This is a genomic window from Castellaniella sp. (assembly GCF_034675905.1).
Taxonomy (GTDB): Bacteria; Pseudomonadota; Gammaproteobacteria; order Burkholderiales; family Burkholderiaceae_B; genus Castellaniella.
Genome location: NZ_JAUCCV010000009.1, coordinates 96,480 through 122,944 on the forward strand (window position 1 = coordinate 96,480; position 26,465 = coordinate 122,944).

Genomic DNA, 26,465 nt, shown 5'->3' on the forward strand with positions numbered 1-26,465 from the left:
GCCCGGCAGGGCCGTTCGGGGCAAGGGCGCCGAGTGTGTGGGCGGTTTGCCTGGGGGCGACGATATAATGCTGGATTGATTTCATTTCTGGCTAATTCGGATCCCCATGAGCACAACCATTCTAGAAAACCTGCCGGTCGGGCAGAAGGTCGGCATCGCCTTTTCAGGCGGCCTGGATACCAGCGCTGCGCTGTTGTGGATGAAAAACAAGGGCGCGGTGCCGTTTTCCTACACGGCCAATCTGGGGCAGCCTGACGAGCCGGATTACGACGAAATCCCCCGCAAGGCCCTGCGTTATGGCGCCCAGGGCGCTCGGCTGGTGGATTGCCGCGCCCAGTTGGTCGCCGAGGGCATTGCTGCGCTGCAGTGCAACGCCTTTCACATTTCTACCGGCGGTGTCACGTATTTCAATACCACGCCCATCGGCCGTGCGGTGACGGGCACCATGCTGGTGTCGGCCATGCGCGAAGACGAGGTGCATATCTGGGGTGACGGCAGCACCTTCAAGGGCAACGATATCGAGCGCTTTTACCGCTATGGTCTGTTGACCAATCCTGACCTGAAGATCTACAAGCCCTGGCTGGATCAGCTGTTCATCGACGAGCTGGGCGGTCGTGCCGAAATGTCCCAGTATCTGCAGGAAAACGGTTTCGACTACAAGATGTCGGCCGAAAAAGCCTATTCCACGGATTCGAACATGCTGGGCGCCACACACGAGGCCAAGGATCTTGAACACCTGAGTTCCGGCATCCGCATCGTCGAGCCCATCATGGGGGTGGCGTTCTGGAAGCCGGAAATCGACGTCAAGGCCGAAGAAGTCACCGTGCGGTTTGACGAAGGCCGTCCGGTGGCCTTGAACGGCGTGGAATATGCCGACCCGGTGGAACTGATGCTGGAAGCCAATCGCATCGGCGGGCGTCACGGCCTGGGCATGAGCGATCAGATCGAAAACCGCATCATCGAGGCCAAGAGCCGCGGTATCTATGAAGCGCCGGGCATGGCGCTGCTGCATATCGCCTACGAGCGCCTGGTGACGGGTATCCACAACGAAGACACCATCGAGCAGTACCGCATCAACGGCTTGCGTCTGGGCCGTCTGCTGTATCAGGGCCGCTGGTTCGATCCGCAGGCCATCATGCTGCGCGAAACCGCTCAGCGCTGGATCGCACGAGCCGTTACCGGCGAAGTCGCGCTGGAACTGCGCCGGGGCAATGATTATTCGATCCTGGATACCCGTTCGCCGAATCTGACCTATCATCCCGACCGCCTGACCATGGAAAAGGGTGAATCCATGTTCTCGCCGCTGGACCGCATCGGCCAGTTGACGATGCGCAATCTGGATATTGTCGATACGCGCGCAAAGTTGTTCACCTATACCCAGGTTGGCCTGCTGACGAAAACCGGACAGTCGGACATTCCGCAGATCCGGCAGGACACGGCGGAAAAATGATCATGGCAGGCGGCGGGGCGTACCCCGCCGCCGTGGGTCAATCCATGGCCGCATATCGAAAACACCGGCGTTGCAGCCGGTGTTTCTTTTTAGGGTGATCGCCAGGCGCCTTGCGGCTTATGCAGGCGTGTCCGGGTCGTCGATCGGGGTGGATGTGTCGCTGGTCTGCAGATGGTTGCTCTCGGCGAAATCGCAGGCGAATTTCCAGGCCAGGGGTTCCAGCTGGCGCAGCCGGTGGTCGATGAGCACGCAGGGGGTGCCTTCCAGGGTGCGCGGCGTGGCGTAGGGGGAATAGGACAGGGGGTTGTGAACCGATCCTGCGGGGCGGAATTGGGACAGCACGCCGGCCAGTCGTTCTGCCCAATCGCTGGGACGGAATCGCTGGCCATCCAAGGTCTTGCCGTGGATGATCAAATGCTGGACTGGGAGATTCATGTGGGTTCCAAAGACGGGACACGCCTGGCGGCCAGGTGCGCAACATCCCCTACGCCGCGCATTGTATCCGATCGGCGTTTTGCGCGTCCGGCGGGCGCACGGTAAGATGGTCCCTTTGCATAGGGTTTCCCATGTCTGCAGCCAATCCCCCCGGGCCTTTGCGGCATTTCTTGCAGTTGCGCGATTTTTCCGAGGACGAAATCCAGTATGTGATCGACCGGGCGCGCCTGATCAAGGACAAATTCAAGCGATATCTGCCCCATCACACGCTGCATGACCGCAATCTGGCCATGGTGTTCGAAAAGGCCAGCACCCGCACCCGGGTATCGTTCGAGGCGGGCATGTACCAGTTGGGCGGGTCTGTCATCTATCTGACGACAGAGGGCTCGCAGCTGGGGCGGTCGGAACCCATCGAGGACACGGCTCGCGTGATTTCGCGCATGGTGGATCTGGTGATGATCCGCACATTCGAACAGACCCGCATTGAACGCTTCGCCGCGCATTCGCGGGTGCCGGTCATCAATGGCCTGACCAATGAATTCCATCCCTGCCAGATTCTGGCCGATATCCTGACGTTCGTGGAACATCGCGGACCGATTCGTGGCAAGACCGTCGCCTGGATCGGGGATGCCAACAATATGTCCTATACGTGGCTGCAGGCGGCTGAATTGCTGGGCTTCACGCTGCACGTGTCGGCGCCGGCCGGATACCGCCTGGACCCCGTACGGGTAGGGCAGCAGCCCGCGTCCGTGCTGCGGGAATTCGATGATCCCCTGGAAGCCTGTCAAGGCGCTGATCTGGTGACGACCGACGTCTGGACCAGCATGGGCTACGAGGCTGAAAACGAGGCCCGTCGCCTGGCGTTTGCCGATTGGTGCGTCGATGCTCAGATGATGGCTGTTGCGCAGCCGGATGCGCTGTTCATGCACTGTCTGCCTGCCCACCGTGGAGAAGAGGTCACGGGCGATGTGATCGATGGGGCGCAAAGCGTGGTCTGGGACGAGGCCGAGAACCGCCTGCACGTGCAAAAGGCGCTGATGGAATTCCTGTTGCTGGGGCGCCAGGGCGTTTAAGCCGATAAAAAAAGGACGCCGATGCGGCGTCCTTTTTTGCGAACAGTCCAAGCTGCGCGTTTCTTCGGTCAGGCAAGCGCCTTGATGGCGGCCGACAGGCGGCTTTTATGACGAGCGGCCTTGTTCTTGTGAATGATCTGTTTGTCGGCAACGCGATCGATCACGCTGCTGGCTTTGCGGAAGACTTCGTTGGCAGCAGCCTTGTCACCCGAGTCGATGGCCTGGCGCACGCGCTTGATGGCGGTGCGCAGCATCGAACGAATGCTGGCGTTGTGTTTGTTCTGGGCAACGGCCTGGCGGGCGCGTTTACGGGCTTGTGCGGAATTGGCCATAAAGTGTTATCTGGTTTGCGTAAATAGAAACGGTTGCTTGGACTGCAAAAGCAAAGACGGTAAGTGTATCCTACGACTGCCGACGTGTAAAGTCTCTTGGCCGAAAACCGAATAAAAACAAGGTGCTGAAGTAAGCCAGGACGGCTAGCATCAGTACGCTCAGCAGCCAGGCGATTCGAGCAGCTGGCTGGGCGCCCAAGGCGACCCAGTCCAGATGCCGGTCAGCCCAGCCCAGCACCAGCGCCAGGGCGCCCAGGGCCGGCAGCAGTTTCAGGGCAAAGCCCGTCCAGCCGGGCAAAGGGGTGTACAGGCCGCGTCGGCGCAGCAGCACCACCAGGCATAGCGCATTGGCGCTTGCGCCCAGGCCGATGGACAGCGCCAGCCCTGCGTGGGCCAGCCAGGGTACCAGGATCAGATTCATCAGCTGGGTAAAGACCAGTACGGCGATGGCAATGCGCACCGGTGTGCGGATGTCCTGCTTGGCGTAAAAACCAGGGGCCAGGATCTTGATGGCCAGCAGGCCCAGCAGCCCGGCGGCATACGCCGTGACGGCCAGCCGCGTCTGCGCCACGTCGGTGGCGGAAAAGGCGCCATAATTGAACAGCGTGGCGACCAAGCCGTCGGATAGCAATGCCATGCCCAGGGCTGCCGGCAGACCCAGCAGCAGCACCAGGCGCAGACCCCAGTCCAGCAAGGCGTTATAGGCGCGGTGATCGTCGCGGGCATGGGCGGCGGACAGGCTGGGCAGCAGCACCGTGCCCAGGGCCACGCCCAGCAGGGCTGTGGGAAATTCCATCAGCCGGTCGGCAAAGGACAGCCAGGTGACGCTGCCGGGCGCCAGCCAGGTGGCGATATTGGTGTTGATCAGCAAGGACAGTTGCGCGACGGACACGCCCAGGGTAGCGGGCAGCATCTGTCGCAGGATACGTCGTACGGTGGGATCTTGCCAGGCGGCCCGCAGCCCGTCGCCGTAGCGCGGCAGCATGCCCAGGCGGCCCAGGGCGATCCATTGCACCGCCAGTTGCAGGACGCCGCCGATCACCACCCCGATGGCCAGGGCGTGGATAGGTTGATCCAGGTAGCGGGTCAGCAGCAGGCTGGCGGCGATCATCGATAGGTTCAGCAGCACCGGCGTGAAGGCCGGGACGGCGAAACGGCTGAAAGTGTTGAGTACGCCCGAGGCGAAAGCCACCAGCGACATGCAGATGATGTAGGGGAACATCAGCTGCGTCATCCAGATGGCTTCCTGGAATTCGTGGGCGCGTGCAGCGGTGCGCATGCCGCTGGCCATGGCGGTGACAACCCAGGATGCCCCCAGGATCCCCGCGAGTGTGACGCCGCACAGGGAAATGAACAGCAGCAGGGCGACGCGATCCAGCAGGCGGCGCAGGCTGTCATGGTCGCCGCGTTGACGGATTTCCCCCAGGATGGGCACGAAGGCCTGGGAAAAAGCGCCCTCGGCAAACAGGCGGCGCAGCAGATTGGGGATGCGAAAGGCCACCCAGAAGGCATCGGTCAGCGGCCCGGCGCCGAACACGCTCGCAATGAGCACATCGCGCAGCATGCCGGTCACGCGGGAAAACAAGGTCAGGCCGCTGATCGTAGCCGCCGAGCGAAGCAGACTCATGAAACAGTTGGTGGCAGGCAGGCCTTTTGCCGCCGGGCCGCCCCAAGGCAAAAGCGGCCCCCTTGGGGGGCAGCAAGCGGGCGCAGCCTGCGTAGCATGGGGGCCAACATTACTTTGGCGCCATACGGATGGCGCCATCCAGCCGGATGGTTTCGCCATTGAGCATGTCGTTTTCCAGAATGCTGAGGACCAGCTTGGCATAGTCTTCCGGACGGCCCAGGCGGGACGGGAAGGGGACGCTGGCGGCCAGGGAATCCTGAACATCCTGGGGCATGCCGAACAGCATGGGCGTGCCGAAGATGCCCGGTGCGATGGTCATGCAGCGCACGCCCAGGCGGGACAGGTCGCGGGCGATGGCCAGGGTCATGCCGACGATGCCGGCCTTGGAGGCGGCGTAGGCGGATTGTCCGACCTGGCCGTCGTAGGCCGCCACGGATGCTGTATTGATGATGACGCCGCGTTCGCCAGTGGCCTGGGGATCGTTGGCCGTCATGGCTTGGGCGGCCAGGCGGGCCATATTGAAGGAGCCGACCAGATTGATGTCGATGACGCGGCGAAACAGCGCCAGGTCATGCGGCCCGGTCTTGCCGACGATGCGCGATGCCGGCGCGATGCCGGCGCAGTTGATCAGCCCGCGCAGCGTCCCCAAGCCCGTGGCGGCGTCGACGGCAGCCTGGGCATCGGTTTCGGAAGTCACGTCGCAGTGGATGTAAGTTTGGCCGAGCTCGGCCGCCAGGGCCTGTCCGGCGGTTTCCTGGACGTCGGCCAGCACGACGCGGGCGCCCTGGGCCGTCAGGGCGCGGGCGGTACCCGCCCCCAGGCCGGAGGATCCTCCGGTGATCAGGATGACTTGGTTGCGGATATCCATGATGGCTTCCTGGCGGCGATCAGGCAGCCGAGTGGGCGCGCAGAATGCCCAGGATGCGTTCGCGGATTTCGCCGACCGAGCCCACACCGGAGATTTTTGCGTAGTGCGGCGCCAGGGCATCGCCTGTGGCGGCCCATTGGGAGTAGTAGTCCACCAGGGGACTGGTCTGATCACGGTAGACCGACAGGCGGTGACGCACGGTTTCTTCGCGGTCATCGTCGCGCTGGATCAGGGCTTCGCCGGTTTCGTCGTCCAGGCCTGCACGCTGCGGCGGATTGAACTTGACGTGATAGGTGCGGCCGCTGGCGACGTGGACGCGCCGCCCGCTCATGCGTTCGATGATGTTGTCTTCGGGGACGCTGATTTCGATCACGTAATCCAGTTGGACCTGTGCGTTTTTCAGGGCGTCGGCTTGTGGAATCGTGCGGGGGAAGCCGTCGAACAGATAGCCGCTGCGGCAGTCGGCTTGTGTCAGGCGGTCGCGCACCAGGCCGATGATGATGTCGTCCGACACCAGGCCGCCCTGATCCATGATTTTCTTGGCTTCCAGCCCTAGCGGGGTTTGTGCCTTGACGGCCGCGCGCAGCATGTCGCCGGTCGAGATCTGTGGAATGCTGAACGCTTCAGTGATGAACGCAGCCTGGGTACCCTTGCCCGCCCCGGGGGGGCCTAGCAAAATCAAGCGCATGATTTCCTCCGAAAGTATTTTTCAAATTTTTTCGATTATGCCGCAATGCAGCAGACGCTGCAGAGATTCCTGGCGCATAAGGTTTATATGTTTGAAAACAGAGCGCGCACCCGAGCCAGGTCTTCCGGGGTGTCAACCCCCCGGGCCGGCAGCGTCTGGGTTTGATGTACGAAAATCGGGAAGCCTTGTTCCAGCGCCCGCAGCTGTTCCAGGGATTCGACATGTTCCAGCCGTCCCGGGGGCAGTTCCGGGAAGGTCCTGAGAAAACCGGCGCGGTAGGCGTACAGGCCGATATGGTGCAGGGCGGGCAGGCCGGGCGCCAGGCGCTGCTGGCCGTCCTTCAGGGCATCGCGGGCCCAGGGGATGGGCGCCCGGGAAAAATACAGGGCTCGTTGACGGCTGTCGCAGACGACCTTGACTGCGTTGGGGTCGAACAGCGTGGCGGCGTCGCTGATGGGGGCGGCGCAGGTGGTGATGGCGGCTTCGGGGTGCTGTTGCAGCAAGGCGGCCACGGCGTCGATCAGGGCTGGGTCGATCAGCGGTTCGTCGCCCTGGACGTTGACGACGATGGCGGCGTCGTCCAAGGCCAGCTGCTGCACGACTTCGGACAGGCGGTCGGTGCCGGTCGGGTGATCGGGCCGGGTGGCCAAGGCTTCGATGCCGTGCGAAATCGCAGCCTGCAGCACATCGGGGTGATCGGTGGCGATGATGACCCGGTCGGCGCCGGATTGGGCCGCCTGGCGGGCGGTGCGCACCACCATGGGCAGGCCGCCGATATCCAGCAGCGGCTTGCCCGGCAGGCGGGTGGACGCGGCGCGTGCTGGCACGACGACCGTGAAGCTCATTGTTCTGGCGCCTGCTCGAGTGTGCGGGCTTCGCCCGGCAGCATGACGGGCACTCCGTCGCGGACCGGGAAGGCCAGGCGGTCAGCCGGGCAGATCAGTTCCTGGTGCTCGCGGTCATGGCGCAACGTGCCCTTACAGACTGGACACACAAGGATCTGCAGCAAACGGTTTTCCATGGAGACGGGTATCGAGTGGAGAGACAAAGAGCACAGTTTAATGCCTGTCGCCGTGATTGTGCGGCAAAGCTGCAGAACGGTCCTGCAGCAGGGCTTCCAGGGCGTCGAGCCAGGCGGGATCGGAAAATACCGGAGCGGCATGGACGACCCACAGGCGCGGGTCATGGGGCGGCGCGTATTTGACAGCGTCCTTGGCGGTGATCAGGATGGGGCCGGCAGGCAAGGTCTGCAGAGCGCTCAGGGATGGCGCGTGGTGGTCGGGGCTGCTCAGGGTGCGTTCAAGGACAAGGCCCGCCTGTTGGAGCATGGCAAAAAAACGCTGGGGCTGGCCGATACCGGCCGCAGCGCTGCAGGGGGTGCGTCCATGGGTCAGGCGCCAGGCGGACCAGTCCAGCTGTTCGCCGGTGCTCAGGTGGGTCAGATAGTCCGGCTGCAGGCGCACGCTGATCTGACGAGGCTTGCCGGTGGAATCCGTTGGCAGGCTGGGGGGGGGGCGTGTCGGCCGGCCCCAGTTGCGTGATGAGCCAGTCGGCGCGCTGACGTCGCTCGGGGTGTTCGCGTAGCGGGCCAGCCGGCAACAGCCTGCCGTTGCCGGCGCCTCGCGCATCCTGCACGATGATTTCCACATCGCGGGCCAGAGCGGCGTGTTGCAGCCCGTCATCCGCCAGCAGTACGTCGATCTCCGGGTGCGCTTGCAGCAGGGCGGCGGCCGCCAGGGATCGTCGCGGGTGGACGGCAATCGGCGCCCCCGTGACGGCGTGCAGCAAGGCGGGTTCATCCCCCAGATGGGGGCTGTCCGGCGCGTGGTCGCTGAGCCTTGGCGTGGCGCCGGGACGCGTGCCATAGCCTCGGCTGAGGATGCCGGGGCGCCAGCCCTGGGCCTGCAGAAACTGACAAATGGCCGCCGTGACCGGGGTCTTGCCCGTGCCGCCGACCAGGATGTTGCCGATGACGATGACCGGCACGGGCGCTCGCCAGGCCTGTGCTGCCTGCCGGGTCATGTGCCGGGCGGACAATCGACCATAGAGCCAGGAAAGGGGGGTCAGCACGGTGCTGGTCACGCCCTGTGTCCGCCAGATGTCTTGCAGACAGTCTTCTGCCCGTCGGCGCCATGCCGCCTTCATGGGCGGCTTTGCGTCAGAAAGGAGACTCGGCGGATGTCAGCCTGCCGGGCGGCTTCCAGGGCCAGCACCACGGCGGCGTGGGATGTCTGGCCGTCTGCGTCGATGCGCAGTGCCGCGTCCGGGTGTTCGATCGCCGCCTGGCGTAGCGCTGCCGTCAGGGTGTCGGGTGTGACATTGTCGACATAGTGGCCGTTCAGTGCGTACTGCCCGTCACGGCTGATGGCCAGTTCCAGGGCTGGGCCGGTATCCAGCGCTTGCGCCTGAGCCTGGGGCAGGGCGATGGGCAGTTGCCGTGTCTGCGTAAAGGACGTGGAGGCTGCCAGGAAAATCAGGATCACCAGCAAAACGTCGATCAGGGGGATCAGATTGACCTCGGGTTCGTCGTGCGCTTGGCGGTGGCGGAAATTCATGAGCTGATGTGGAGGCTGATCAGGCGGTCCAGGGCGCCGGCTTCGCGTTCCATGGTGTGCAGGAAATATTCCACACGGGAGCGGAAGTAGCGATGAAAAATCAGCGCCGGGATGGCGATCAGAATGCCGAAGCCGGTGTTGTACAGCGCGATGGCGATGCCATGGGCCAGCAACGCCGGGTTGCCGCTGCCGGTCGGGTCGTAGGCGCCGAAGATCTCAATCATGCCGACGACGGTGCCGAACAGCCCCAGCAGCGGCGCCACCACGGAGATGGTGGCCAGACCGGCCAGGTAGCGGTTCAGGCGCCAGGAGACGTCCCGCCCGACGGCCTCGATGGCGGCTTGACGCAGGGCGTCGGTTTGGCGGCGCTGGGCGACGACTTCGGCCAGGATGCGGCCCATGGCGCTGCTGCGCGCCAGGCGCAGCACGGCGTCGGGTTCATCCTGCTGGCGGCGCATCAATTCCAGTACCTGTTCGGGCAGGCCGCGGGGCATGATCTGGCTGGGCCGCAGGGCCAGGAAACGTTCTATGATGATCGCCAGCGTGATGACCGAGGTGGTCACCAGTAGCCAGATGGGCCAGCCGGCCGCGTGGATGATGTCCAGCAAGATCGGTTCCTTTGTGGTCAGTGGGGCGGGGCGATAGTTTCCTATTTTATCCTCAGGGCGTGAAATCGGGCTTTACCCAGGTAAAGTCCCGTGTCGTAAGGCTTTCCAGAGAGTATCCACAGATTCTGTGGATAATTCTGTGTATAAAGATCCCCAGGCGCATGATTCAAGCCGTCTGGCGGTCGATTGGCTATTTTTTGCACACCTGGGCTGTATTTATATTTTTGTTATTAATCAATTGGTTATGGTTGATTCTTTAGAATTCATCTGATGATTGTCTCGTGCAAGCCCGAAAATAGGCCTGTTTGACAAAAAAAGGTTTTCTGTGGATAGGTTTTCATGAATTTTCCGGATCAAGCGCCCGCCAGTAATGGTTTTCCAGCGGATGATGTGGTACTTAGCGTTGCGCAGCTCAATCGCCAGGTGGCCCGCTTGCTGGAAGCCGGCATGCCGCGCCTGTGGGTGGCAGGGGAAATCTCCAACTTCACCCGGGCGGCATCGGGCCATTGGTATTTTTCCATCAAGGATGAGTCCGCCGCAGTGCGGGCTCTCATGTTTCGCGGGCGGACCCAGACGGTGGGTTTTGTGCCGGAAGTCGGCGGGCGCTATGAATTCCGGGTGCAGGTTTCTTTATATGAGCCACGCGGGGATTATCAGGTTCAGGTCGAGGCTATGCGGCGGGCCGGTCGTGGGGATTTGCACGAGGCTTTCTTGCGCTTGAAGGATCAGTTGACCCGCGAGGGTCTGATCGATGCCGAGCGCCGCCGTGCCATATCGGCGATGCCGCAAACCGTGGGGGTGGTGACGTCCTTGGCTGCAGCCGCCTTGCGGGATGTGCTGTCGGTCATGGCGCGTCGTGCGCCGCATGTGCGGGTGATTCTGTATCCGGCCCCCGTGCAGGGGCGCGAGGCGGCTGCCCAGCTATGTCTGGCCCTGGACCAGGCAGCGGCTCGGGCCGAGATCGATGTGCTGCTGCTGGTGCGCGGCGGCGGCAGCCTGGAAGATCTGTGGTGCTTCAATGACGAGGCCTTGGCGCGGCGCATTGCGGCCAGTCCGGTGCCGGTCATCAGTGGCGTCGGGCATGAGACGGATTTCACGATTGCGGACTTTGTGGCCGACCTGAGAGCGCCGACCCCGACGGCGGCGGCGGAACTGTGTTGCGATAGCCGGGATCAGCTGCTGGGGCAGTTACGTGCCGCCTCAGACGATCTGGCGCGTGCGCAGCGCCGCCGTCTGGAAACCGCCGCCATGCGCCTGGATCGGGCGGCGGCGCAGCTGGTGTCGCCGGTGCAGCGCTTGCACATGCATCGTCAGCGTTTGCGGGCCGCCATCCAGCATCTGGCGACGCCGGTATCCGGGCAGGTGCGTCAGCGGGAACAAAGCCTGCACCGGGCAGGCGAACGCCTGCAGGCGGGCATGGATCGTCTGTTGCAGCGGGGTGGCCGCCGTTTGGCGGTGGCCGAGGGCACGCTGCGGGCGCTGGACCCCCGCGCCGTGCTGACGCGGGGCTACGCCATCGTGCGCGGCCCGGGCGGGGAGATCGTCAAAAATGCGTTAGACTTAAACGTTGATGCGCGTCTCGATATTGAATTCGCACAGGGCCGGGCTCAGGCTACAGTGGTTCGTGCCGATACGCTGCTCTAGGCTTGCGACCCCCTTTGGGTTCGTGTCATGTTTTTTGAAGGAAATGTCATGGCTTTTACTCTGCCGCCGCTACCTTATGCGATGGACGCGCTCGCGCCCCATATTTCCAAGGAAACCCTGGAATTCCACTACGGCAAGCACCACCAGGCCTATGTCACCAACCTGAACAAGGCGGTGGAAGGCACGGAACTCGCCGGGCTCAGTCTGGAAGACGTCATCCGTCAATCCACGGGCGGGGTGTTCAACAACGCCGCCCAGGTCTGGAATCACACTTTCTACTGGAACAGCCTGTCTCCTAAAGGCGGCGGCGTCCCTAGCGGCGCTCTGCGCCAAGCGATCGAAGCCAAATGGGGCAGCGTCGATGCCTTCAAGGATGCGTTTTCCAAGTCCGCGGCCGGCAATTTCGGGTCTGGTTGGACCTGGCTGGTGAAGAAACCCGACGGCACGCTGGACATCGTCAATACCGGCAATGCCGGCACCACGGTCAATACCGCCGACAAGGCGCTGCTGACCTGTGACGTCTGGGAACACGCCTACTACATCGATTATCGCAATGCCCGCCCCAAATACCTGGAACACTTCTGGGATCTGGTGAACTGGGACTTCGCGGCCAGCAACCTGGGCTGATCGCAGCCGGACTGGCGATGCGCCAGCCCTGGACGCTGAAAGGACAAAGGCAGCTTCGGCTGCCTTTGTCATGGGGGCAAGACGATAGCGTCTGTCAGCGCCGGGCCGGAATGCCGTGTATCGGGTCGCCGGCCTGGATGCCAGCGCGCTTGAACCAGCCCTGATTCATCTCCAGCGTCGTCGTGATGAGGGATGGGGGGCAGTGCGGGCTCAGGTCATGCGGCTGCATGTCCTGGATCGAGACGATGCGCCCCTGCTCGTCGATGAAGGCGATCGACAGGGGGATCAAGGTGTTTTTCATCCAGAAACAGTAGATGTCCGGCGGTCCCAGCGCGAACAGCATGCCGGCGTTGGCGGGCAGGCTGGGGCGGTCCATCAGGCCGGTTTGCAGGGTTTCCGGAGTGTCGGCCAGTTCGGCCTGTATCGTGTGCGCGCCGATCTGCAGCGTGACGGCAGGCAGGGGCGGCTGGGCATGGGTCGGACCGCTGGTGGCAGTCAGCAGGGCTGCCAGCGCCAGCAGACGCCGGATGCCAAGGGGGATGCGGTGAGCGGACATGTAAAAAGCAGGACCCGTGGAGGGTCCTGCATCGCGGTAAAATGCCAAGAAGTATCCTGCGAAATCAGGCGGCAGTAATATTCAGGGCTTGTTTGCCTTTCGGACCCTGCGCGATATCGAAAGCGACCTTCTGACCCTCTTTCAGGGTTTTGAAGCCGTTCATCTGGATCGATGAAAAATGAGCGAAAAGGTCTTCGCCCCCATTATCAGGGGTAATGAAGCCAAAGCCTTTGGCGTCATTGAACCATTTAACCGTGCCAGTTAGTTTTTGTGATTCTCCGGTATTTTCGATGGATTCCGACATGCAAACTGCCTCTAATGTGTAGGGTTAAGCGGCCCCGGCCGGCCGAAATGATAGCGGCGACCTGCGGGACACGTCGATCATGCTGAATTCCACTGCCTTCAGTCAACTATGGAAACCACTAGGTTTTAACGCGCATGCCCACAGTCATTCACAATCAGCGTGAGCTGGTGCGCGAGGCCTTGCCGGTGCGGCTGGCGCCGCCGCCCATGTATCAGGTCGTGCTGCTCAACGATGATTACACTCCCATGGATTTCGTCGTGCTCGTGCTGCGGCAGGTCTTTCACAAGACGGATGCCGAGGCCGAACGCGTCATGCTGCAGGTTCACCACGAGGGGCGCGGGGTTTGCGGCATCTATACCCGAGACATTGCCGCCACACGTGTCGAGACCGTGCTGCACATGGCGCATGCCGATCAGCATCCGCTGCAATGCCTGATGGAACCTGTTGCCCTGTTCTAGGGTGTTGGCGGCATCGATTCCATGGGCGTCTTGGGGATTGCCCCGACAAGGCGCAAACAACGACGGTCCGTTTTAGTCATAGAATAGACGCAATGGATTGCTTGGTCCGCTCCGAATCAATGGAGGAAGCGTGATTTCCGAAGAACTTGAAGTCAGCCTGCATATGGCGTTCGTCGAGGCCCGTGCGGCCCGGCACGAATTCATCACCGTAGAGCACCTGCTGCTCTCCCTGCTGGATAATGCTTCAGCGGTCGAGGTCCTGCGCGCCTGCGCAGCCGACATCGAACTGCTGCGTCAGGATCTGCGCAAATTCATCATCGAAAATACGCCGGTGTTTCCGGGCGACGGCGAGGTCGATACCCAGCCGACCTTGGGGTTTCAGCGCGTCATTCAGCGGGCCATCATGCATGTGTCCTCGAACGGCTCGAACAAGACCGCCGTCACCGGGGCCAACGTCCTGGTGGCCATGTATGGCGAAAAAGACTCGCATGCCGTGTATTTCCTGGTCCAGCAGGGGGTGTCGCGCCTGGATGTCGTCAATTATCTGTCGCACGGCATCACCAAGGCGCCAGAGGAACCCTTGGCAGCGGACAATCCGCGGCTCGAGCCGCCGGCTGCCGAACCCAAAGCCGAACAGCAGAAATCCCCGCTGGAAACCTACGCTACCGATCTGAATGCCGAAGCGTTGAAAGGCCATATCGATCCCCTGATCGGCCGCGAAGACGAGGTCGAGCGGGTCATCCAGGTGCTGTGCCGCCGGCGCAAAAACAACCCCTTGCTGGTGGGCGAGGCCGGGGTGGGCAAGACGGCGATTGCCGAAGGCCTGGCTTGGCGTATTACCCAAGGCGATGTGCCCGAGGTCCTGAATCAGACCCAGGTCTATGCGCTGGATATGGGGGCGCTGCTGGCCGGTACCAAATACCGGGGGGATTTCGAACAGCGCCTGAAATTGGTGCTCAAAGCCCTGAAGGACAATCACCACGCGGTGCTGTTCATCGACGAGATCCACACGCTGATCGGCGCCGGCTCGGCGTCGGGCGGCACCCTGGATGCGTCGAACCTGCTCAAGCCCGCCCTGTCGTCCGGGTATCTGAAATGCATCGGCGCCACCACGTATACCGAATACCGGGGCATCTTCGAAAAAGACCACGCCTTGGCGCGACGCTTCCAGAAGATCGACGTGCCGGAACCCACGGTGGAACAGACCATCCGCATCCTGCGCGGGCTCAAAGCCCGTTTCGAGGCGCATCATCAGGTGCGCTATTCGGCGGCGGCCATTACCGCGGCGGCTGAATTGGCTGCCCGGCACATCAGCGACCGCTTCTTGCCGGACAAGGCCATCGACGTCATCGACGAGGCCGGCGCCGCGCAGCGCTTGCTGCCCAAATCGCGGCAGAAAAAAATCATCGGTCAGGCGGAAATCCAGGCCACTGTGGCGCGGATCGCCCGGATCCCGCCGCAGAACGTGTCCAACGACGATCGCAATAAGCTGGCCACCCTGGAACGCGACCTGAAGGCCGTGGTCTTTGGTCAGGATCAGGCGATTTCCGCTCTGGCGGCATCGATCAAAATGGCGCGTTCAGGGCTGGGCCGGCCCGACAAGCCGATCGGCTGCTTCCTGTTTTCAGGGCCGACCGGGGTGGGCAAGACCGAGGTCGCCCGCCAGTTGGCCTTTGTGTTGGGCATCGAGCTCTTGCGTTTCGATATGTCCGAATACATGGAACGTCATACGGTATCGCGCCTGATCGGGGCGCCGCCGGGCTACGTGGGATTTGATCAAGGGGGCTTGCTGACCGAAGCCGTGACCAAGCAGCCGCATTGCGTGCTGCTGCTCGACGAAATCGAAAAAGCCCATCCGGATGTCTACAACATTCTGCTGCAGGTCATGGACCATGGCACGCTGACCGACAACAACGGTCGCAAGAGCGATTTCCGTAATGTGATTCTGGTCATGACGACCAATGCCGGCGCCGATACCCTGAACCGCAATGCCATCGGTTTTGCCACACCGGCGCGCGCTGGCGACGAAATGTCCGAGATCAAACGCCAGTTCACACCGGAATTCCGCAACCGCCTGGATGCCATCATCGGCTTTTCCGTGTTGCCGCGTGACGTCATCCTGCGGGTGGTGGATAAGTTCCTCATGCAGCTGGAAGACCAGTTGCATGAAAAGCATGTGGATGTCCTGTTCACGACCGCGTTGCGGGAACACCTGGCGCATGCGGGCTTTGATCCGACCATGGGGGCGCGGCCCATGCAGCGCCTGATCCAGGACACCATCCGCCGGGCGCTGGCCGACGAGCTGCTGTTCGGACGGCTGGTGCATGGCGGGCGGGTGCAGGTCGACCTGGATGCTCAGGATCAGGTGGTGCTGAGCTTCCCGGACGGTCCGGATGACGCCGGCGCAGTGCCGACACCGTCCCATCCTGAGCCCGAGCTCGTGGATTGATGGGGGCAGGCAGGGGTTTGCGGCCGCTGATCGCCTGCCCGCATTGCGATACGCTGCATCAGCGACTGTTCCTGGAGGTTCGGGGGCAGGCCGCCTGCCGCTGCTGCGACACGGTGCTATACCGGCGCGGCATCTTCAGTCTGAACCAATGGCTGGCTCTGGCATGGACGACGCTGCTGGTCTTTGCCCTGGCTCAGGGCTTTCCTTTGGCGGTGTTGTCGGTTCAGGGGCTGGACATCACCTTGACCTTCTGGGGTGCTTTGCGCCTGTGCTGGGATCGGGGCTATTACGGCGTCTCGGTCATGACCGGCCTGGTCGGTTTCTGGATTCCGCTGCTGCAGATTGTGCTGACGCTCTGGGTGATGCAGGCGATTGTCAGGCGGCGTCTGCCGCCGGACATGGGGCGTACTTTGCGTTGGCTGGCGCGTCTGGCCCCTTGGTCGATGGCGCCCGTTCTGGTGCTGGGGGTGCTGGTGGCGGTCGTCAAGGTGGCCGGTATGGCTCGCTTGCAGATTCAGCCGGGGCTGCTGGGATTTTTTGCGCTCAGCTTCCTGCTGTCGGGCTTGTCCCGATGGGATGCGCAAGCGCTGTGGCGCGAGGCTGAAGACGCTGGCATGGCGCCGATGTCAGGCGCGCAGGGGGCGGGAGCGGTGTGCGAATCCTGTGGCTATGTGCAGGCGCCTGGCGGGCGGCGTTGCCGGCGGTGTGCTGCTTCCATGGGGCCGCATCGCCACGGTACCGCCCCCGAGGTCTGGGCGCTGCTGCTGGCGGCGACGATTTTCTATATTCCGGCCAATGTACTGCCTATCATGCGGGTGCAGACGCTGCTGGGCAGCAGCAATCACACGATCCTGGGCGGCGTGATCGAGCTGTGGCGCATGGGATCCTGGGATCTGGCCGTGATCGTCTTTGTCGCCAGTGTCTTGGTGCCGGTCACCAAGCTGCTGGCCTTGTCCTTTCTGTTGCTGCGCACCGAGCCGCGCGGAGGGCGCATTCAGCGCCAACGCACCCGTCTATATGCGGTGGTGGAATTCATCGGCCAGTGGTCGATGCTGGATGTCTTTGTGGTGGTGCTGATGGTGGCCATGGTGAATTTTCCGGGATTGTCACGCATCGATGTCGGCCCGGCCGCCTTGAATTTCGGGGCCGTGGTGGTTCTGACCATGTGGGCGGCCATGCGTTATGATCCCCGTCTGGGTTGGGACCGTCTGCGGGCGGCGAATGTCCGCGAGAAAAACCATGACGATTGACGAAGACGGCAAGCAACAGCCGATATCCGATGCGCCTGCGGCGCCGGTGATCCGGCCTGGGCGGGCGCTGCGGTGGTCCTGGGTGTGGCTGGTGCCTTTATTGGCTTTGGCCGTGGCCCTGTCCCTGTTGGCTTCGGTCTGGGTGCGCACCGGTCCGGTCATCACCATCAGTTTTGTCTCGGCGGCCGGCATCGAAGCGGGCCAGACCAAGCTGCGCTACCGCGATGTCATCGTGGGCGAAGTCAAGGATGTGCGCATGGCCGAGGACCGGCAGCATGTGCTGGTCGATGTGCAGCTGGCCCGTGAAGGCGCGGCCTACATTACGCAACCGGATGCAAAATTCTGGATTGTGCGTCCACGCGTCGGCCTGACGGGGGTTTCAGGCCTGGATACCCTGTTTTCCGGCGTCTATCTCAGCGTTGATGCGCCTGCTGCATTGCCCAAAGAGGATGCCGTCACCTCGTTTCAGGGGCTGGCCAATCCGCCCGAGGTGCTCAGTGGTCAGGTCGGCACGCGCTTCCAGTTGACCACTCAGTCCTTGGGGTCGCTGGCGGTCGGTTCACGGGTCTATTACCGTCGCCTGGAGGTCGGGCGCGTCGTCAACTACGAGATGACGCCCAACGGGCGTTCCATCAATCTGCAGATTTTTGTGGAATCGCCCTATGATCGCTATGTAACGGCAGATACGCGATTCTGGAATGACAGTGGAATCGACATGTCGCTGTCGCCTGATGGGGTGCAGCTGCGCACCAGCGGCCTGTCGGCGATCCTCAATGGCGGTGTGGCGTTTGCTCAGGCGGATGAGTCCATGTCCTACGAAGGGCAGGTGAGTACAGCGCCAGCCGCACCGGGCAGTTCTTATGCCTTGTTCGATTCGCGCGATCAAGCGCTGGCTGACTCTGATGGAGAGCCTTTCCCGATCGAACTGCGGTTTACCGACGCTGTCCGTGGTTTGCGGGTGGGGGCCGAGGTGGATTATCACGGGATGTCCATCGGGAGGGTCGTGGATATCGATCTGGAACTCGACCGCACTCGTCAGCGTTTTTATTCCCGGGTGCGGGCTCAGGTGTATCCCATGCGCTTTAGCCAGGCGTACCTGGCGCTGGTGGATTCCACCAATGGCGCGGAAGGGGGCGCATTGCTCAAACCCTTGGTGCGGCGAGGCTTGCGGGCGCAGCTGCGTTCGGCCAGCTTATTGACCGGCCAGCAGTATGTGGCGCTGGATTTCTTTCCGAATACGGATCCCGATAAGCTGCAGATTCCGGGTGATCCCGATAAAACGACGGGGTATCTGATTCCGACCGTGCCGGGGGATTTCGCAGAATTGCAGCGGCAGTTGAGCAGCGTCGTGACCAAGCTGGACAAGGTCCCCATCGAGTCGCTGGGCCGGGAATTGCAAGGCAGTCTGAGCAGTCTGCACAAACTGCTGCGGCGCCTGGATACGCAGCTGGCCCCGCAGGCCAGTCAGACGCTGGAATCCGCCCGGAAATCGCTGGATCGGATGGGGGAAATCCTGGGGCCTGATGCGCCGATGATTGGTAATCTGCAGGACACGCTGAAGGCTTTGGATGGCGCCGCTCGCGGCTTGCGTCTGTTGGCGGATGCCTTGCAGTCGCATCCCGAGGCGCTGCTGCGCAGTCCTGCTCCGGATCGCTTGCGTTGATCGGGCCATGAATAGAAAGGCGCCATATCAGGCTGCGGGCCCGCAGCACGGATGGTTTGCGTTGGGAGAGGACTGATGCGAGGCAAGATTCTGGGAGCAATATGCGGGGCGGGCGTGCTCCTGAGCGCCTGCTCGGTGACGCCCAGCAATTATTACAGTTTGGCCACCCCCGCAGCAGTGTCGGCGATTGCGGTCAAGGCGCCGTCCGGCATGCAAGCGGCGTCTTATGGCGTGCGGGTACAGGTGCTCAGCATCCCTGCCGAGTCAGATCGTCCGCAGCTGTTGATCCGCGATCCGGCGCAGGATCCTGAAGTCGACATCTTGCGCCAATCCTTGTGGGCCGCCCCCTTGGCGGATCAGATTCAGGCGGTACTGGCCGATCGGGTGTCAGCAGGCCTGGGCGTGCCTGATGTGCAGAAACTGCCGAATCTGGCAGATCAGCCGCTGCGGCAGATACGGGTTCGCGTCACGCGCTTCGATCTGATCTGGGGGCGCGGCGCTGATTTGGCCGCCGTCTGGATGGATCGCAGTCCCGAGGCTGCGGATACCCAGGTCTGCCAGGCGCAGATCCGGGTGCCTGCCGGTCAGGCGGTGGCTTCCCTGGTGGATGCGCAGCGGCAGGCGCTGCAGGCGCTGGCGGCCCTGATGATCAGCCAGGGGGCGACGGGCATGGTTGGTTCACCCGATTCAACACATATCGTTCAATCGGGTTGTACCTAATCGATTTTGGGGTTATCCATAATGGCTGAAATGGGGTTAACCTCATACCATGCCAGCTGGTGAGCGGCTTCTTGTCATGAGGGGCTGCGCGATTCAATCCCCCATTCGAGAGCCCGATCATGGCGACTGTTACCCTGGGTGTCAAGGTCGATGAGACCTTGCGCGAACGTCTTCGGCAGCAAGCCGACAAGCTGGGGTGCACCCCGCATTGGCTGCACAAACAGGCGCTGACGATCTACGTCGAAGCCATCGAGCGCGGCCAGCTGCCGGCCGACATCGATCATCGCCCGGATGCAGCCGACCCCGGCGCGGTGACGGAAGCCGACCCGCAAACCCCGTTTTATGAGCTGGCCCTGGAAATTCAGCCGCAGTCAGTGCTGCGTTCTGCCATCACGGCGGCCTACCGCCGCCCCGAAGCCGAATGTGTGGCGATGCTGCTGGATCAGGCGGGTTCTTCCCAGGCCGATCAGGTGGATGCGCTGGCGCGGCGCCTGGTGCAGACTTTGCGCGACAAACGCACCGGCGGCGGGGTTGAAGGCCTGATCCAGGAGTTTTCCCTGTCTAGCCAGGAAGGCGTCGCCCTGATGTGTCTGGCCGAAGCCTTGCTGCGCATTCCTGATCAGGCGACCCGGGATGCGCTGGTGCGCGACAAGATCAGCCGGGGCGATTGGCGGGCGCATGTCGGCGAATCCCGGTCTCTTTTCGTCAATGCGGCAACCTGGGGCCTGCTGGTGACGGGCAAGCTGGTCAGCGTCAACAGCGAACAGAATCTGTCCCAGGCGCTGACGCGCCTGATCGCCAAAGGCGGCGAGCCCCTGATCCGGCGCGGCGTGAACATGGCGATGCGCTTGATGGGTGAGCAGTTCGTCACCGGCCAGACGATTTCTTCGGCCCTGGCCAACAGCCGCAAGTTCGAGGAAATCGGTTTCCGCTATTCCTACGATATGTTGGGCGAAGCGGCCACCACGGCCGAGGACGCCGCCCGTTACTATCAGTCCTACGAACAGGCGATCCATGCCATCGGCAAGGCGTCCCAGGGGCGTGGCATCTACGAAGGGCCCGGCATTTCCATCAAGCTGTCCGCCTTGCATCCGCGCTATGCCCGGGCCCAGCGCGATCGTGTCATGGCCGAACTGCTGCCGCGCATGGCGGAACTGTCGGCATTGGCGCGGCACTATGACATCGGTCTGAATATCGATGCCGAAGAAGCCGACCGCCTGGAATTGTCTTTGGATCTGCTGGAAGCCCTGTGTTTCGATGACCGCCTGCGCGGCTGGAACGGCATCGGTTTCGTGATTCAGGCCTATCAGAAGCGCGCGCCTTTCGTCATCGATTTCGTCATTGACCTGGCGCGGCGCAGCAAGCACCGCCTGATGGTGCGGTTGGTCAAGGGCGCCTATTGGGATTCTGAAATCAAACGCGCCCAAGTGGATGGCCTGGAAGGCTTTCCGGTCTATACCCGCAAGGTCCATACGGATGTTTCTTATCTGGCTTGCGCCCGCAAGCTGCTGGCAGCGCCCGAAGCGGTTTTTCCGCAGTTCGCCACGCACAATGCGCAGACCCTGTCGTCCATCTATTACCTGGCGGGCGAAAATTACTATCCCGGCCAGTATGAATTTCAATGCCTGCACGGCATGGGTGAACCTCTGTACGAACAAGTCGTCGGGCCGCTGTCCAAGGGCCGGCTGAACCGCCCTTGCCGGGTCTATGCGCCGGTGGGCACGCACGAAACCCTGCTGGCGTATCTGGTGCGCCGCCTGCTGGAAAATGGCGCGAATACCTCTTTCGTCAATCAGATCGGCGACAAGGACCTTCCGATTGACCGTCTGATCGAAGACCCGGTACACAAGGCGCGGGCGATTCAGCCGCTGGGCGCACCGCATGATCGGATCCCGCTGCCGCGCGATCTGTATCGGACGCACGAAAATCGCGCCAATTCCGCCGGCCTGGATCTCAGCAACGAACATCGGCTGGGATCGCTGGCGGCCGCATTGCTCAGCACGGCGGATCAACCTTGGCGGGCAGCTCCTCCGGGAGACTGGCAGGCGGATCGCGCTCGGGACATCCTGAATCCGGCGGATCGGCGCGATGTGGTCGGTCAGGTGGTCGAGGCCGACGACGCCGATGTCCAGGCAGCCCTGAAGCGGGCCGAATATGCGGCGCCCATCTGGCAGGCGACCCCGGTGGCGGAACGCGCCCAGTGTCTGCGGCATGCGGCGCAGCTGCTCGAAGACGAAATGCAGATCTCGATCGGCTTGATCGTGCGTGAGGCCGGAAAGTCCTTTCCCAATGCAGTCTCCGAAGTCCGCGAAGCCGTGGATTTCCTGCGGTATTACGCCGTGCGTATCGAAGAGGAATTTTCCAACGACAGTCACCGTCCGCTGGGTCCGGTCCTGTGTATCAGCCCCTGGAATTTCCCTCTGGCGATTTTCACAGGGCAGGTCAGCGCTGCGCTGGCCGCTGGCAATGTAGTGCTGGCCAAACCAGCCGAACAAACCAATCTGGTCGCAGCCTACGGTGTGTCGGTGCTGCATCGCGCCGGTATTCCGGCCGACGCCGTGCAACTGCTGCCGGGGCAGGGGGAAACCGTCGGCGCCGCCCTGACGGCCAGCCCGGTAGTGCGCGGGGTCATGTTCACCGGTTCGACCGAGGTCGCCAGACTGATTGCTGCTACCTTGTCGCAGCGTCTGAACGGGGCGGGGCATCCGGTGCCGCTGATCGCCGAAACCGGCGGCCAGAATGCACTGATCGTCGACTCGTCCGCATTGACCGAGCAGGTCGTCTACGATGTGCTCAGTTCCGCCTTCGACTCGGCGGGCCAGCGTTGTTCCGCCTTGCGGGTGCTGTGCGTACAGGAAGACTGCGCCGACCGCACCTTGTCGATGTTGCGCGGCGCCATGCGCGAACTGCGCGTAGGGCGCCCGGAACTCTTGTCGACGGATATCGGACCGGTCATCGATGCGGATGCGCAGACCATGATCGAGCGTCATGTGCAGACGATGCAGGCCGCTGGTCATGTGATCGACCGCCAGGTATTGGATGACGAACACGTGCGCTTCGGCACTTTCGTGGCGCCCACCTTGATCGAGATTGCGGATATCGCCGAACTGGAACGCGAGGTCTTCGGGCCGGTGCTGCACGTGCTGCGTTACCGGCGCGAAGCGCTGGACAGCGTCATCGATGCCATCAACGAGCGGGGCTATGGCCTGACATTCGGCGTGCATACCCGGCTGGACGAAACCGTGCATCACGTCACTGAACGCATTCGGGTCGGCAATATCTACGTCAACCGCAATATCGTGGGGGCGACGGTGGGCGTGCAGCCCTTCGGCGGCGAAGGCTTGTCGGGCACGGGGCCGAAGGCAGGCGGGCCGCTGTATCTGCATCGCCTGTTGTCGGTGTCGTCGAATACCCTGCCGGTCGAAGGCGTGGTGGGAACGGACGCCCAGCCGCTGGATCTGCCGGGGCCGACCGGCGAGACCAACCGCTATCATCTGAAACCCCGGGGTACGGTGCTGTGCAGGGCCGTCAGCGTTGCGGGCGTTCAGGCTCAATTGCAGGCCTGCCGGCGCACCGGCAACACCATGCTGTGGGTGGATACCCCGGAAATGCGATTGTTACGCGAACAGGAAGGACTGCAGGCCATGCAGTGGGTGAATACCGGCGATCTGGATGCCGCCGATTTCCAGGTCGTGCTGTTCGAAGGCGACGGCGATGATCTGCTGGCGCTGACGCAGTCAGTGGCGACTCGCTCCGGGCCGATCGTCCCGGTACTGGCCCGCCGCTCGCACGAGCTGTCCAGCGGGCAGGGCTATCCCCTGGAAATGCTGGTGCGCGAGGTATCCGTCTGCATCAATACCGCCGCCGCCGGCGGCAACGCCACCTTGATGATGGTGGGATGATTCCGGACAGAGAAGGGTCCCTGCGGACCCTTCTCTGCCGGAATCATCCGAGTCGCTTGCAAGCGACGAGGTGGGGGGCATCACGATGTTAAAAGGGTCCCTGCGGACCCTTCTCTGCCGGAATCATCCGAGTCGCTTGCAAGCGACGAGGTGGGGGGCATCACGATGTTAAAAGGGTCCCTGCGGACCCTTCTCTGCCGGAATCATCCGAGTCGCTTGCAAGCGACGAGGTGGGGGGCATCACGATGTTAAAAGGGTCCCTGCGGACCCTGCCGGAATCATCCGAGTCGCGTGCAAGCGACTCAGTCTTCCCGGTCTGTCACTTCCACCAGGTGGTAGCCGAACTGCGTGCGCACCGGGCCTTGCACCACGCCGACCGGGGCGCTGAAGACGACCGTGTCGAATTCCGGCACCATCTGGCCGCGACCGAACGTCCCCAGATTGCCGCCATCGCGGTTGGACGGGCAGCTGGAATGTTCGCGGGCGACGGCGGCGAAGTCGGCGCCGTTTTCAATGTCGGCCTTCAGTTGCAGGCATTGTTCTTCGGTATCCACCAGAATATGGCGAGCGGAAGCTTGAGTCATGAGAGGCTCCTGTAGCGGGTGAAAAAAGAATGCGACAGCATAACCCGGATCGTTCCCGGCCCGCCCGGGCAGGTGGATGGAATACACAAGGCCGCCTCGAAGGGCGGCCTTGTTGCGCAGAGAAAAGTCCCGCTGGTTCAGTGGCCCAGATACGCAGCCTGGATTTCGGGCGAGGCCAGCAGTTCGCGGGCGGGGCCTTCGTGCGACAGCTTGCCGACTTCCAGCACATAGCCGCGATCGGCCAGCTTCAAGGCCATGCGGGCGTTCTGTTCGACGATCAGGATGGTGACGCCGGTCGCGCGCACGTCACGCAGCACCTGGAAAATATTGCGCACGATGATGGGGGCCAGCCCCAGACTGGGTTCGTCCAGCAGCAGCAGGCGGGGTTTGGTCACCAGCGCCCGGCCGATCGCCAGCATCTGCTGTTCGCCGCCCGACAGTGTGCCGGCTAATTGGGCGCGGCGCTCGTACAGGCGCGGGAAGATCTGATAGACGTGTTCGCAGCTCTCGGTGATTTCCGTCGGCGGGCGGGTAAAGCCGCCCATGCGCAGGTTTTCCGCCACTGACAGTGTGCCGAAGACACGCCGGCCTTCGGGGGACTGGCCGATGCCCAGGCGCACGATCCGATCAGCGCCCATGCGGGTGGTGTCGTGGCCGGCAAAGGTGATCTTGCCTGAATGCGGCGTCAGCAAGCCGCTGAGCGTGCGCATCAGAGTGGTCTTGCCGGCGCCGTTGGCGCCCAGAATGGCGACGACCTCGCCTTCGGCGACCTGTAGCGAAATGCCCTTCAGGGCCTGGATATGGCCGTAGTTGACACGCAGATCTTCGATTTCAAGCAGATGGGTCATGACTGGGCCTGTTCTTCGTGGATGGCGTGCATCAGGGGATCGTCTTCGTCGTCGTCCTGGCCCAGGTAGGCCTCGATCACCAGCGGGTTGGTGCGGATGTCTTCCGGCTTGCCTTCGGCGATTTTCTTGCCGAAATTGATGACGACGATATTGTCGGTGACGTTCATCACCACGCTCATGTCGTGCTCGACCAGGATGACGGTGACGCCAGTGTCGCGGATGGCGCGGATAGTATCGTTCAGTGTTGCGGATTCCTGCTCGTTCAGGCCGGCGGCGGGCTCATCCAGGATGATGAGTTCAGGTTTCGCCACCAGTGTGCGCGCCATCTCGACGCGGCGCTGCGCGCCATAGGGCAGGGACGTGGCGATTTCTTGGGCGACATCGGCCAGATCCAGCTGTTCCAGAACAGCCATGGCGCGTTCGACCAAGGCGTGTTCTTCGTGGCGCTGGGCGGGGGTGCGCAGCAGCCCTTGCCACCAGGATTGCCGGATCAACAGATGCTGGCCGGCAATGACATTTTCCAGCACGGTCATGTCGGTGAACAGGCGGATGGTCTGGAATGTGCGCCGGATGCCGGCCTTGGCAACCAGGTGAGGAGGCTGGCCGGTCATGTCCTGGCCGCGCCAGCGAATATGCCCATCCGTAGGGCGGTAGACCCCGGTGATCATATTGAAGACGGTCGTCTTGCCGGCGCCGTTGGGACCGATCAGGCCGACGATCTCGCCGCGCTTGACCTGGAAGCTGAGGTCATCGACCGCCCGAAGGCCGCCAAAGCTGATGCCGATATGATCCAGCTCCAGCAGGACATCGGATGAGGAAGTAGAGGACAGGGGCGAATTCATAGGGCTCCCTTGCGTGCGGGCCAGATGCCCTGCGGACGCAGAATCATGACCAGGATCATGGCGATGCCGAAGACCAGATAGCGGTATTGGGCGAATTCAGTAAAGATCTGCGGCACCACGAACATCATGGCGGTGCCCAGCAGCACGCCCGGCACCGACGCCTGGCCGCCGACCAGCACGATGGCAAACAGCACAACCGAATCCGTGAACTGGAAAGATCCGGGGCTGACCGCCGATAATTGCATGGCGAACAGGGTGCCGGCCAGGCCGGCCAGCCCTGCCGACAGGGCGAATGCGGCGACCTTGTAGTTGCGGGCGTTGACCCCCAGCGTGGTGGCGGCCAGTTCATCGTATTTGATATAGCGGAATGTGCGCCCCAGCGAGGAACGGTCCAGATTGCGCATCAGCCACAGCACGATGGCCAGGACCACCCAGTTCATGTAGAACAGATCGCTTTGCGAGCCGAACATGTGGCCAAAGAGCGTCGGACCGCTGACGCCGAACAGGCCGTCGGCCCCGCCCGTCAGACCGAACAGATTGTTCTTCATGGCCAGCACGAAGATCGCATTGAAGCCGATCGTGACCACCAGCAGGTAGTCGCCGCGCAGTTTGACGATGGGAGCGGACAGAATCGCGCCCAGGGCCGCCGACACGACAATGGCGACCGGGATGGTCCAGAGAATGGGCCAGTTGAAGGACAGCGACAGGATGGCGCTGACATAGGCGCCGACGCCGAAGAATACGGCGTGGCCCATGTCGTACATGCCTGCGCGACCCAGCACGATGTCCTGCGACAGGGCCACGATGGCGTAGATGGCGAAGATGCCGCCGATCGTGATCCAGGCGGGGGACATGACGGACGGGACAGCCAGGCCGGCGACCCATAGCACAGGACCCAGCACGCGTAGAAGCCGGACACCGGCGCTGGGCGCCGTGGTAGCGGCTGTCGTCTGGGCGGGAGTTTGATTGGCGTGATTCATGG

General features: G+C 62.8%; 26 protein-coding genes and 1 pseudogene. 10 read left to right on the forward strand and 17 right to left on the reverse strand.

All coding sequences use genetic code 11. The annotated features are described in order from the left end of the window. Positions 1 to 106: 106 nt before the first annotated feature. Positions 107 to 1,450: an argininosuccinate synthase gene (argG, locus tag VDP79_RS09280; protein ID WP_323017928.1), complete on the forward strand. Its 1,344-nt coding sequence runs from the start codon at positions 107 to 109 to the stop codon at positions 1,448 to 1,450. 117 nt (positions 1,451 to 1,567) lie between these two features. Here argG and VDP79_RS09285 read toward each other — a convergent pair whose 3' ends face one another. Then, the gene (locus VDP79_RS09285; protein ID WP_323017929.1) at positions 1,568 to 1,885 is read right to left on the reverse strand and encodes a DUF3579 domain-containing protein; all 318 of its coding nucleotides are present in this window, start codon (positions 1,883 to 1,885) and stop codon (positions 1,568 to 1,570) included. A gap of 131 nt (positions 1,886 to 2,016) precedes the next feature. On the opposite strand from VDP79_RS09285, the gene argF reads away from it, so the two are divergent. Then, a complete protein-coding gene (argF, locus tag VDP79_RS09290) occupies positions 2,017 to 2,958 on the forward strand; it encodes an ornithine carbamoyltransferase (RefSeq protein ID WP_323017930.1) in 942 nt (313 codons plus the stop codon). Between the two features lie 68 nt (positions 2,959 to 3,026). Here the strand turns inward: argF and rpsT are convergent, their stop codons facing one another. The 10 genes and pseudogenes from rpsT to VDP79_RS09340 form a co-directional block, all read right to left on the reverse strand. Continuing rightward, a complete protein-coding gene (rpsT, locus tag VDP79_RS09295; protein WP_323017931.1) occupies positions 3,027 to 3,290 on the reverse strand; it encodes a 30S ribosomal protein S20 in 264 nt (87 codons plus the stop codon). Between the two features lie 70 nt (positions 3,291 to 3,360). After that, entirely contained in the window at positions 3,361 to 4,917 is a 1,557-nt protein-coding gene (gene murJ, locus VDP79_RS09300) for a murein biosynthesis integral membrane protein MurJ (protein ID WP_323017932.1), read from the reverse strand. Positions 4,918 to 5,026: 109 nt separating this feature from the next. Next, a complete protein-coding gene (locus VDP79_RS09305; protein ID WP_323017933.1) occupies positions 5,027 to 5,785 on the reverse strand; it encodes a 3-hydroxyacyl-CoA dehydrogenase in 759 nt (252 codons plus the stop codon). A 19-nt stretch (positions 5,786 to 5,804) separates the two neighbouring features. Continuing rightward, positions 5,805 to 6,473 (reverse strand): adenylate kinase, encoded by a 669-nt coding sequence (adk, locus tag VDP79_RS09310; protein WP_323017934.1) that lies wholly within the window; start codon positions 6,471 to 6,473, stop codon positions 5,805 to 5,807. An 83-nt stretch (positions 6,474 to 6,556) separates the two neighbouring features. Beyond that, complete coding sequence (gene kdsB, locus VDP79_RS09315) at positions 6,557 to 7,318, reverse strand: 3-deoxy-manno-octulosonate cytidylyltransferase (RefSeq protein ID WP_323017935.1); 762 nt, start codon at positions 7,316 to 7,318, stop codon at positions 6,557 to 6,559. After that, positions 7,315 to 7,494, reverse strand: coding sequence for a Trm112 family protein (locus VDP79_RS09320; protein ID WP_323017936.1), 180 nt, complete (start codon positions 7,492 to 7,494; stop codon positions 7,315 to 7,317). The genes kdsB and VDP79_RS09320 overlap by 4 nt, the downstream gene beginning before the upstream one ends. A 37-nt stretch (positions 7,495 to 7,531) precedes the next feature. Beyond that, the gene (locus VDP79_RS09325) at positions 7,532 to 8,122 is read right to left on the reverse strand and encodes a tetraacyldisaccharide 4'-kinase (RefSeq protein WP_323018081.1); all 591 of its coding nucleotides are present in this window, start codon (positions 8,120 to 8,122) and stop codon (positions 7,532 to 7,534) included. Continuing rightward, positions 8,031 to 8,618, reverse strand: a pseudogene (gene lpxK / locus VDP79_RS09330) (tetraacyldisaccharide 4'-kinase); the annotation flags it as partial. The gene VDP79_RS09325 and the pseudogene lpxK, both read right to left, overlap by 92 nt. Beyond that, the gene (locus VDP79_RS09335) at positions 8,615 to 9,028 is read right to left on the reverse strand and encodes a biopolymer transporter ExbD (RefSeq protein ID WP_323017937.1); all 414 of its coding nucleotides are present in this window, start codon (positions 9,026 to 9,028) and stop codon (positions 8,615 to 8,617) included. The gene VDP79_RS09335 and the pseudogene lpxK, both read right to left, overlap by 4 nt. After that, a complete protein-coding gene (locus VDP79_RS09340; RefSeq protein ID WP_323017938.1) occupies positions 9,025 to 9,636 on the reverse strand; it encodes a MotA/TolQ/ExbB proton channel family protein in 612 nt (203 codons plus the stop codon). The genes VDP79_RS09335 and VDP79_RS09340 overlap by 4 nt, the downstream gene beginning before the upstream one ends. Positions 9,637 to 9,975: 339 nt before the next feature. On the opposite strand from VDP79_RS09340, the gene xseA reads away from it, so the two are divergent. After that, positions 9,976 to 11,280, forward strand: coding sequence for an exodeoxyribonuclease VII large subunit (gene xseA, locus VDP79_RS09345; protein ID WP_323017939.1), 1,305 nt, complete (start codon positions 9,976 to 9,978; stop codon positions 11,278 to 11,280). A gap of 48 nt (positions 11,281 to 11,328) precedes the next feature. Next, positions 11,329 to 11,907 carry a superoxide dismutase [Fe] gene (gene sodB / locus VDP79_RS09350; RefSeq protein ID WP_323017940.1) on the forward strand — a complete coding sequence of 193 codons (579 nt, stop codon included), beginning with the start codon at positions 11,329 to 11,331 and terminating at the stop codon, positions 11,905 to 11,907. Positions 11,908 to 12,001: 94 nt separating this feature from the next. Here the strand turns inward: sodB and VDP79_RS09355 are convergent, their stop codons facing one another. Both VDP79_RS09355 and VDP79_RS09360 read right to left on the reverse strand, forming a co-directional pair. After that, complete coding sequence (locus VDP79_RS09355; RefSeq protein ID WP_323017941.1) at positions 12,002 to 12,463, reverse strand: DUF192 domain-containing protein; 462 nt, start codon at positions 12,461 to 12,463, stop codon at positions 12,002 to 12,004. A gap of 64 nt (positions 12,464 to 12,527) precedes the next feature. After that, positions 12,528 to 12,767, reverse strand: a complete 240-nt coding sequence (locus VDP79_RS09360) for a cold-shock protein (RefSeq protein WP_066454117.1) — start codon at positions 12,765 to 12,767, stop codon at positions 12,528 to 12,530. 134 nt (positions 12,768 to 12,901) lie between these two features. On the opposite strand from VDP79_RS09360, the gene clpS reads away from it, so the two are divergent. The 6 genes from clpS (at position 12,902) to putA (ending at position 23,209) form a co-directional block, all read left to right on the forward strand. Next, positions 12,902 to 13,225 carry an ATP-dependent Clp protease adapter ClpS gene (gene clpS, locus VDP79_RS09365; protein ID WP_323017942.1) on the forward strand — a complete coding sequence of 108 codons (324 nt, stop codon included), beginning with the start codon at positions 12,902 to 12,904 and terminating at the stop codon, positions 13,223 to 13,225. 130 nt (positions 13,226 to 13,355) lie between these two features. Beyond that, the gene (gene clpA, locus VDP79_RS09370) at positions 13,356 to 15,674 is read left to right on the forward strand and encodes an ATP-dependent Clp protease ATP-binding subunit ClpA (protein ID WP_323017943.1); all 2,319 of its coding nucleotides are present in this window, start codon (positions 13,356 to 13,358) and stop codon (positions 15,672 to 15,674) included. A gap of 17 nt (positions 15,675 to 15,691) precedes the next feature. Then, positions 15,692 to 16,924, forward strand: coding sequence for a PqiA/YebS family transporter subunit (locus VDP79_RS09375; RefSeq protein WP_323017944.1), 1,233 nt, complete (start codon positions 15,692 to 15,694; stop codon positions 16,922 to 16,924). Further along, positions 16,914 to 18,587, forward strand: coding sequence for an intermembrane transport protein PqiB (locus VDP79_RS09380; RefSeq protein WP_323017945.1), 1,674 nt, complete (start codon positions 16,914 to 16,916; stop codon positions 18,585 to 18,587). The genes VDP79_RS09375 and VDP79_RS09380 overlap by 11 nt, the downstream gene beginning before the upstream one ends. A gap of 75 nt (positions 18,588 to 18,662) precedes the next feature. Continuing rightward, positions 18,663 to 19,307, forward strand: a complete 645-nt coding sequence (locus VDP79_RS09385; RefSeq protein ID WP_323017946.1) for a PqiC family protein — start codon at positions 18,663 to 18,665, stop codon at positions 19,305 to 19,307. Between the two features lie 119 nt (positions 19,308 to 19,426). After that, the gene (putA, locus tag VDP79_RS09390; protein ID WP_323017947.1) at positions 19,427 to 23,209 is read left to right on the forward strand and encodes a trifunctional transcriptional regulator/proline dehydrogenase/L-glutamate gamma-semialdehyde dehydrogenase; all 3,783 of its coding nucleotides are present in this window, start codon (positions 19,427 to 19,429) and stop codon (positions 23,207 to 23,209) included. 302 nt (positions 23,210 to 23,511) lie between these two features. On the opposite strand, the gene VDP79_RS09395 is transcribed toward putA, so the two are convergent. The 4 genes from VDP79_RS09395 to VDP79_RS09410 all read right to left on the reverse strand — a co-directional run bounded on the left by VDP79_RS09395 (position 23,512) and on the right by VDP79_RS09410 (position 26,463). Further along, positions 23,512 to 23,793, reverse strand: a complete 282-nt coding sequence (locus VDP79_RS09395) for a peptidylprolyl isomerase (RefSeq protein WP_323017948.1) — start codon at positions 23,791 to 23,793, stop codon at positions 23,512 to 23,514. 137 nt (positions 23,794 to 23,930) lie between these two features. Next, a complete protein-coding gene (locus VDP79_RS09400; RefSeq protein WP_323017949.1) occupies positions 23,931 to 24,641 on the reverse strand; it encodes an ABC transporter ATP-binding protein in 711 nt (236 codons plus the stop codon). Beyond that, complete coding sequence (locus VDP79_RS09405; protein WP_323017950.1) at positions 24,638 to 25,483, reverse strand: ABC transporter ATP-binding protein; 846 nt, start codon at positions 25,481 to 25,483, stop codon at positions 24,638 to 24,640. Before VDP79_RS09405 ends, VDP79_RS09400 begins: the two co-directional genes overlap by 4 nt. Beyond that, positions 25,480 to 26,463 (reverse strand): branched-chain amino acid ABC transporter permease, encoded by a 984-nt coding sequence (locus VDP79_RS09410; protein WP_323017951.1) that lies wholly within the window; start codon positions 26,461 to 26,463, stop codon positions 25,480 to 25,482. Before VDP79_RS09410 ends, VDP79_RS09405 begins: the two co-directional genes overlap by 4 nt. Positions 26,464 to 26,465: the final 2 nt, after the last annotated feature.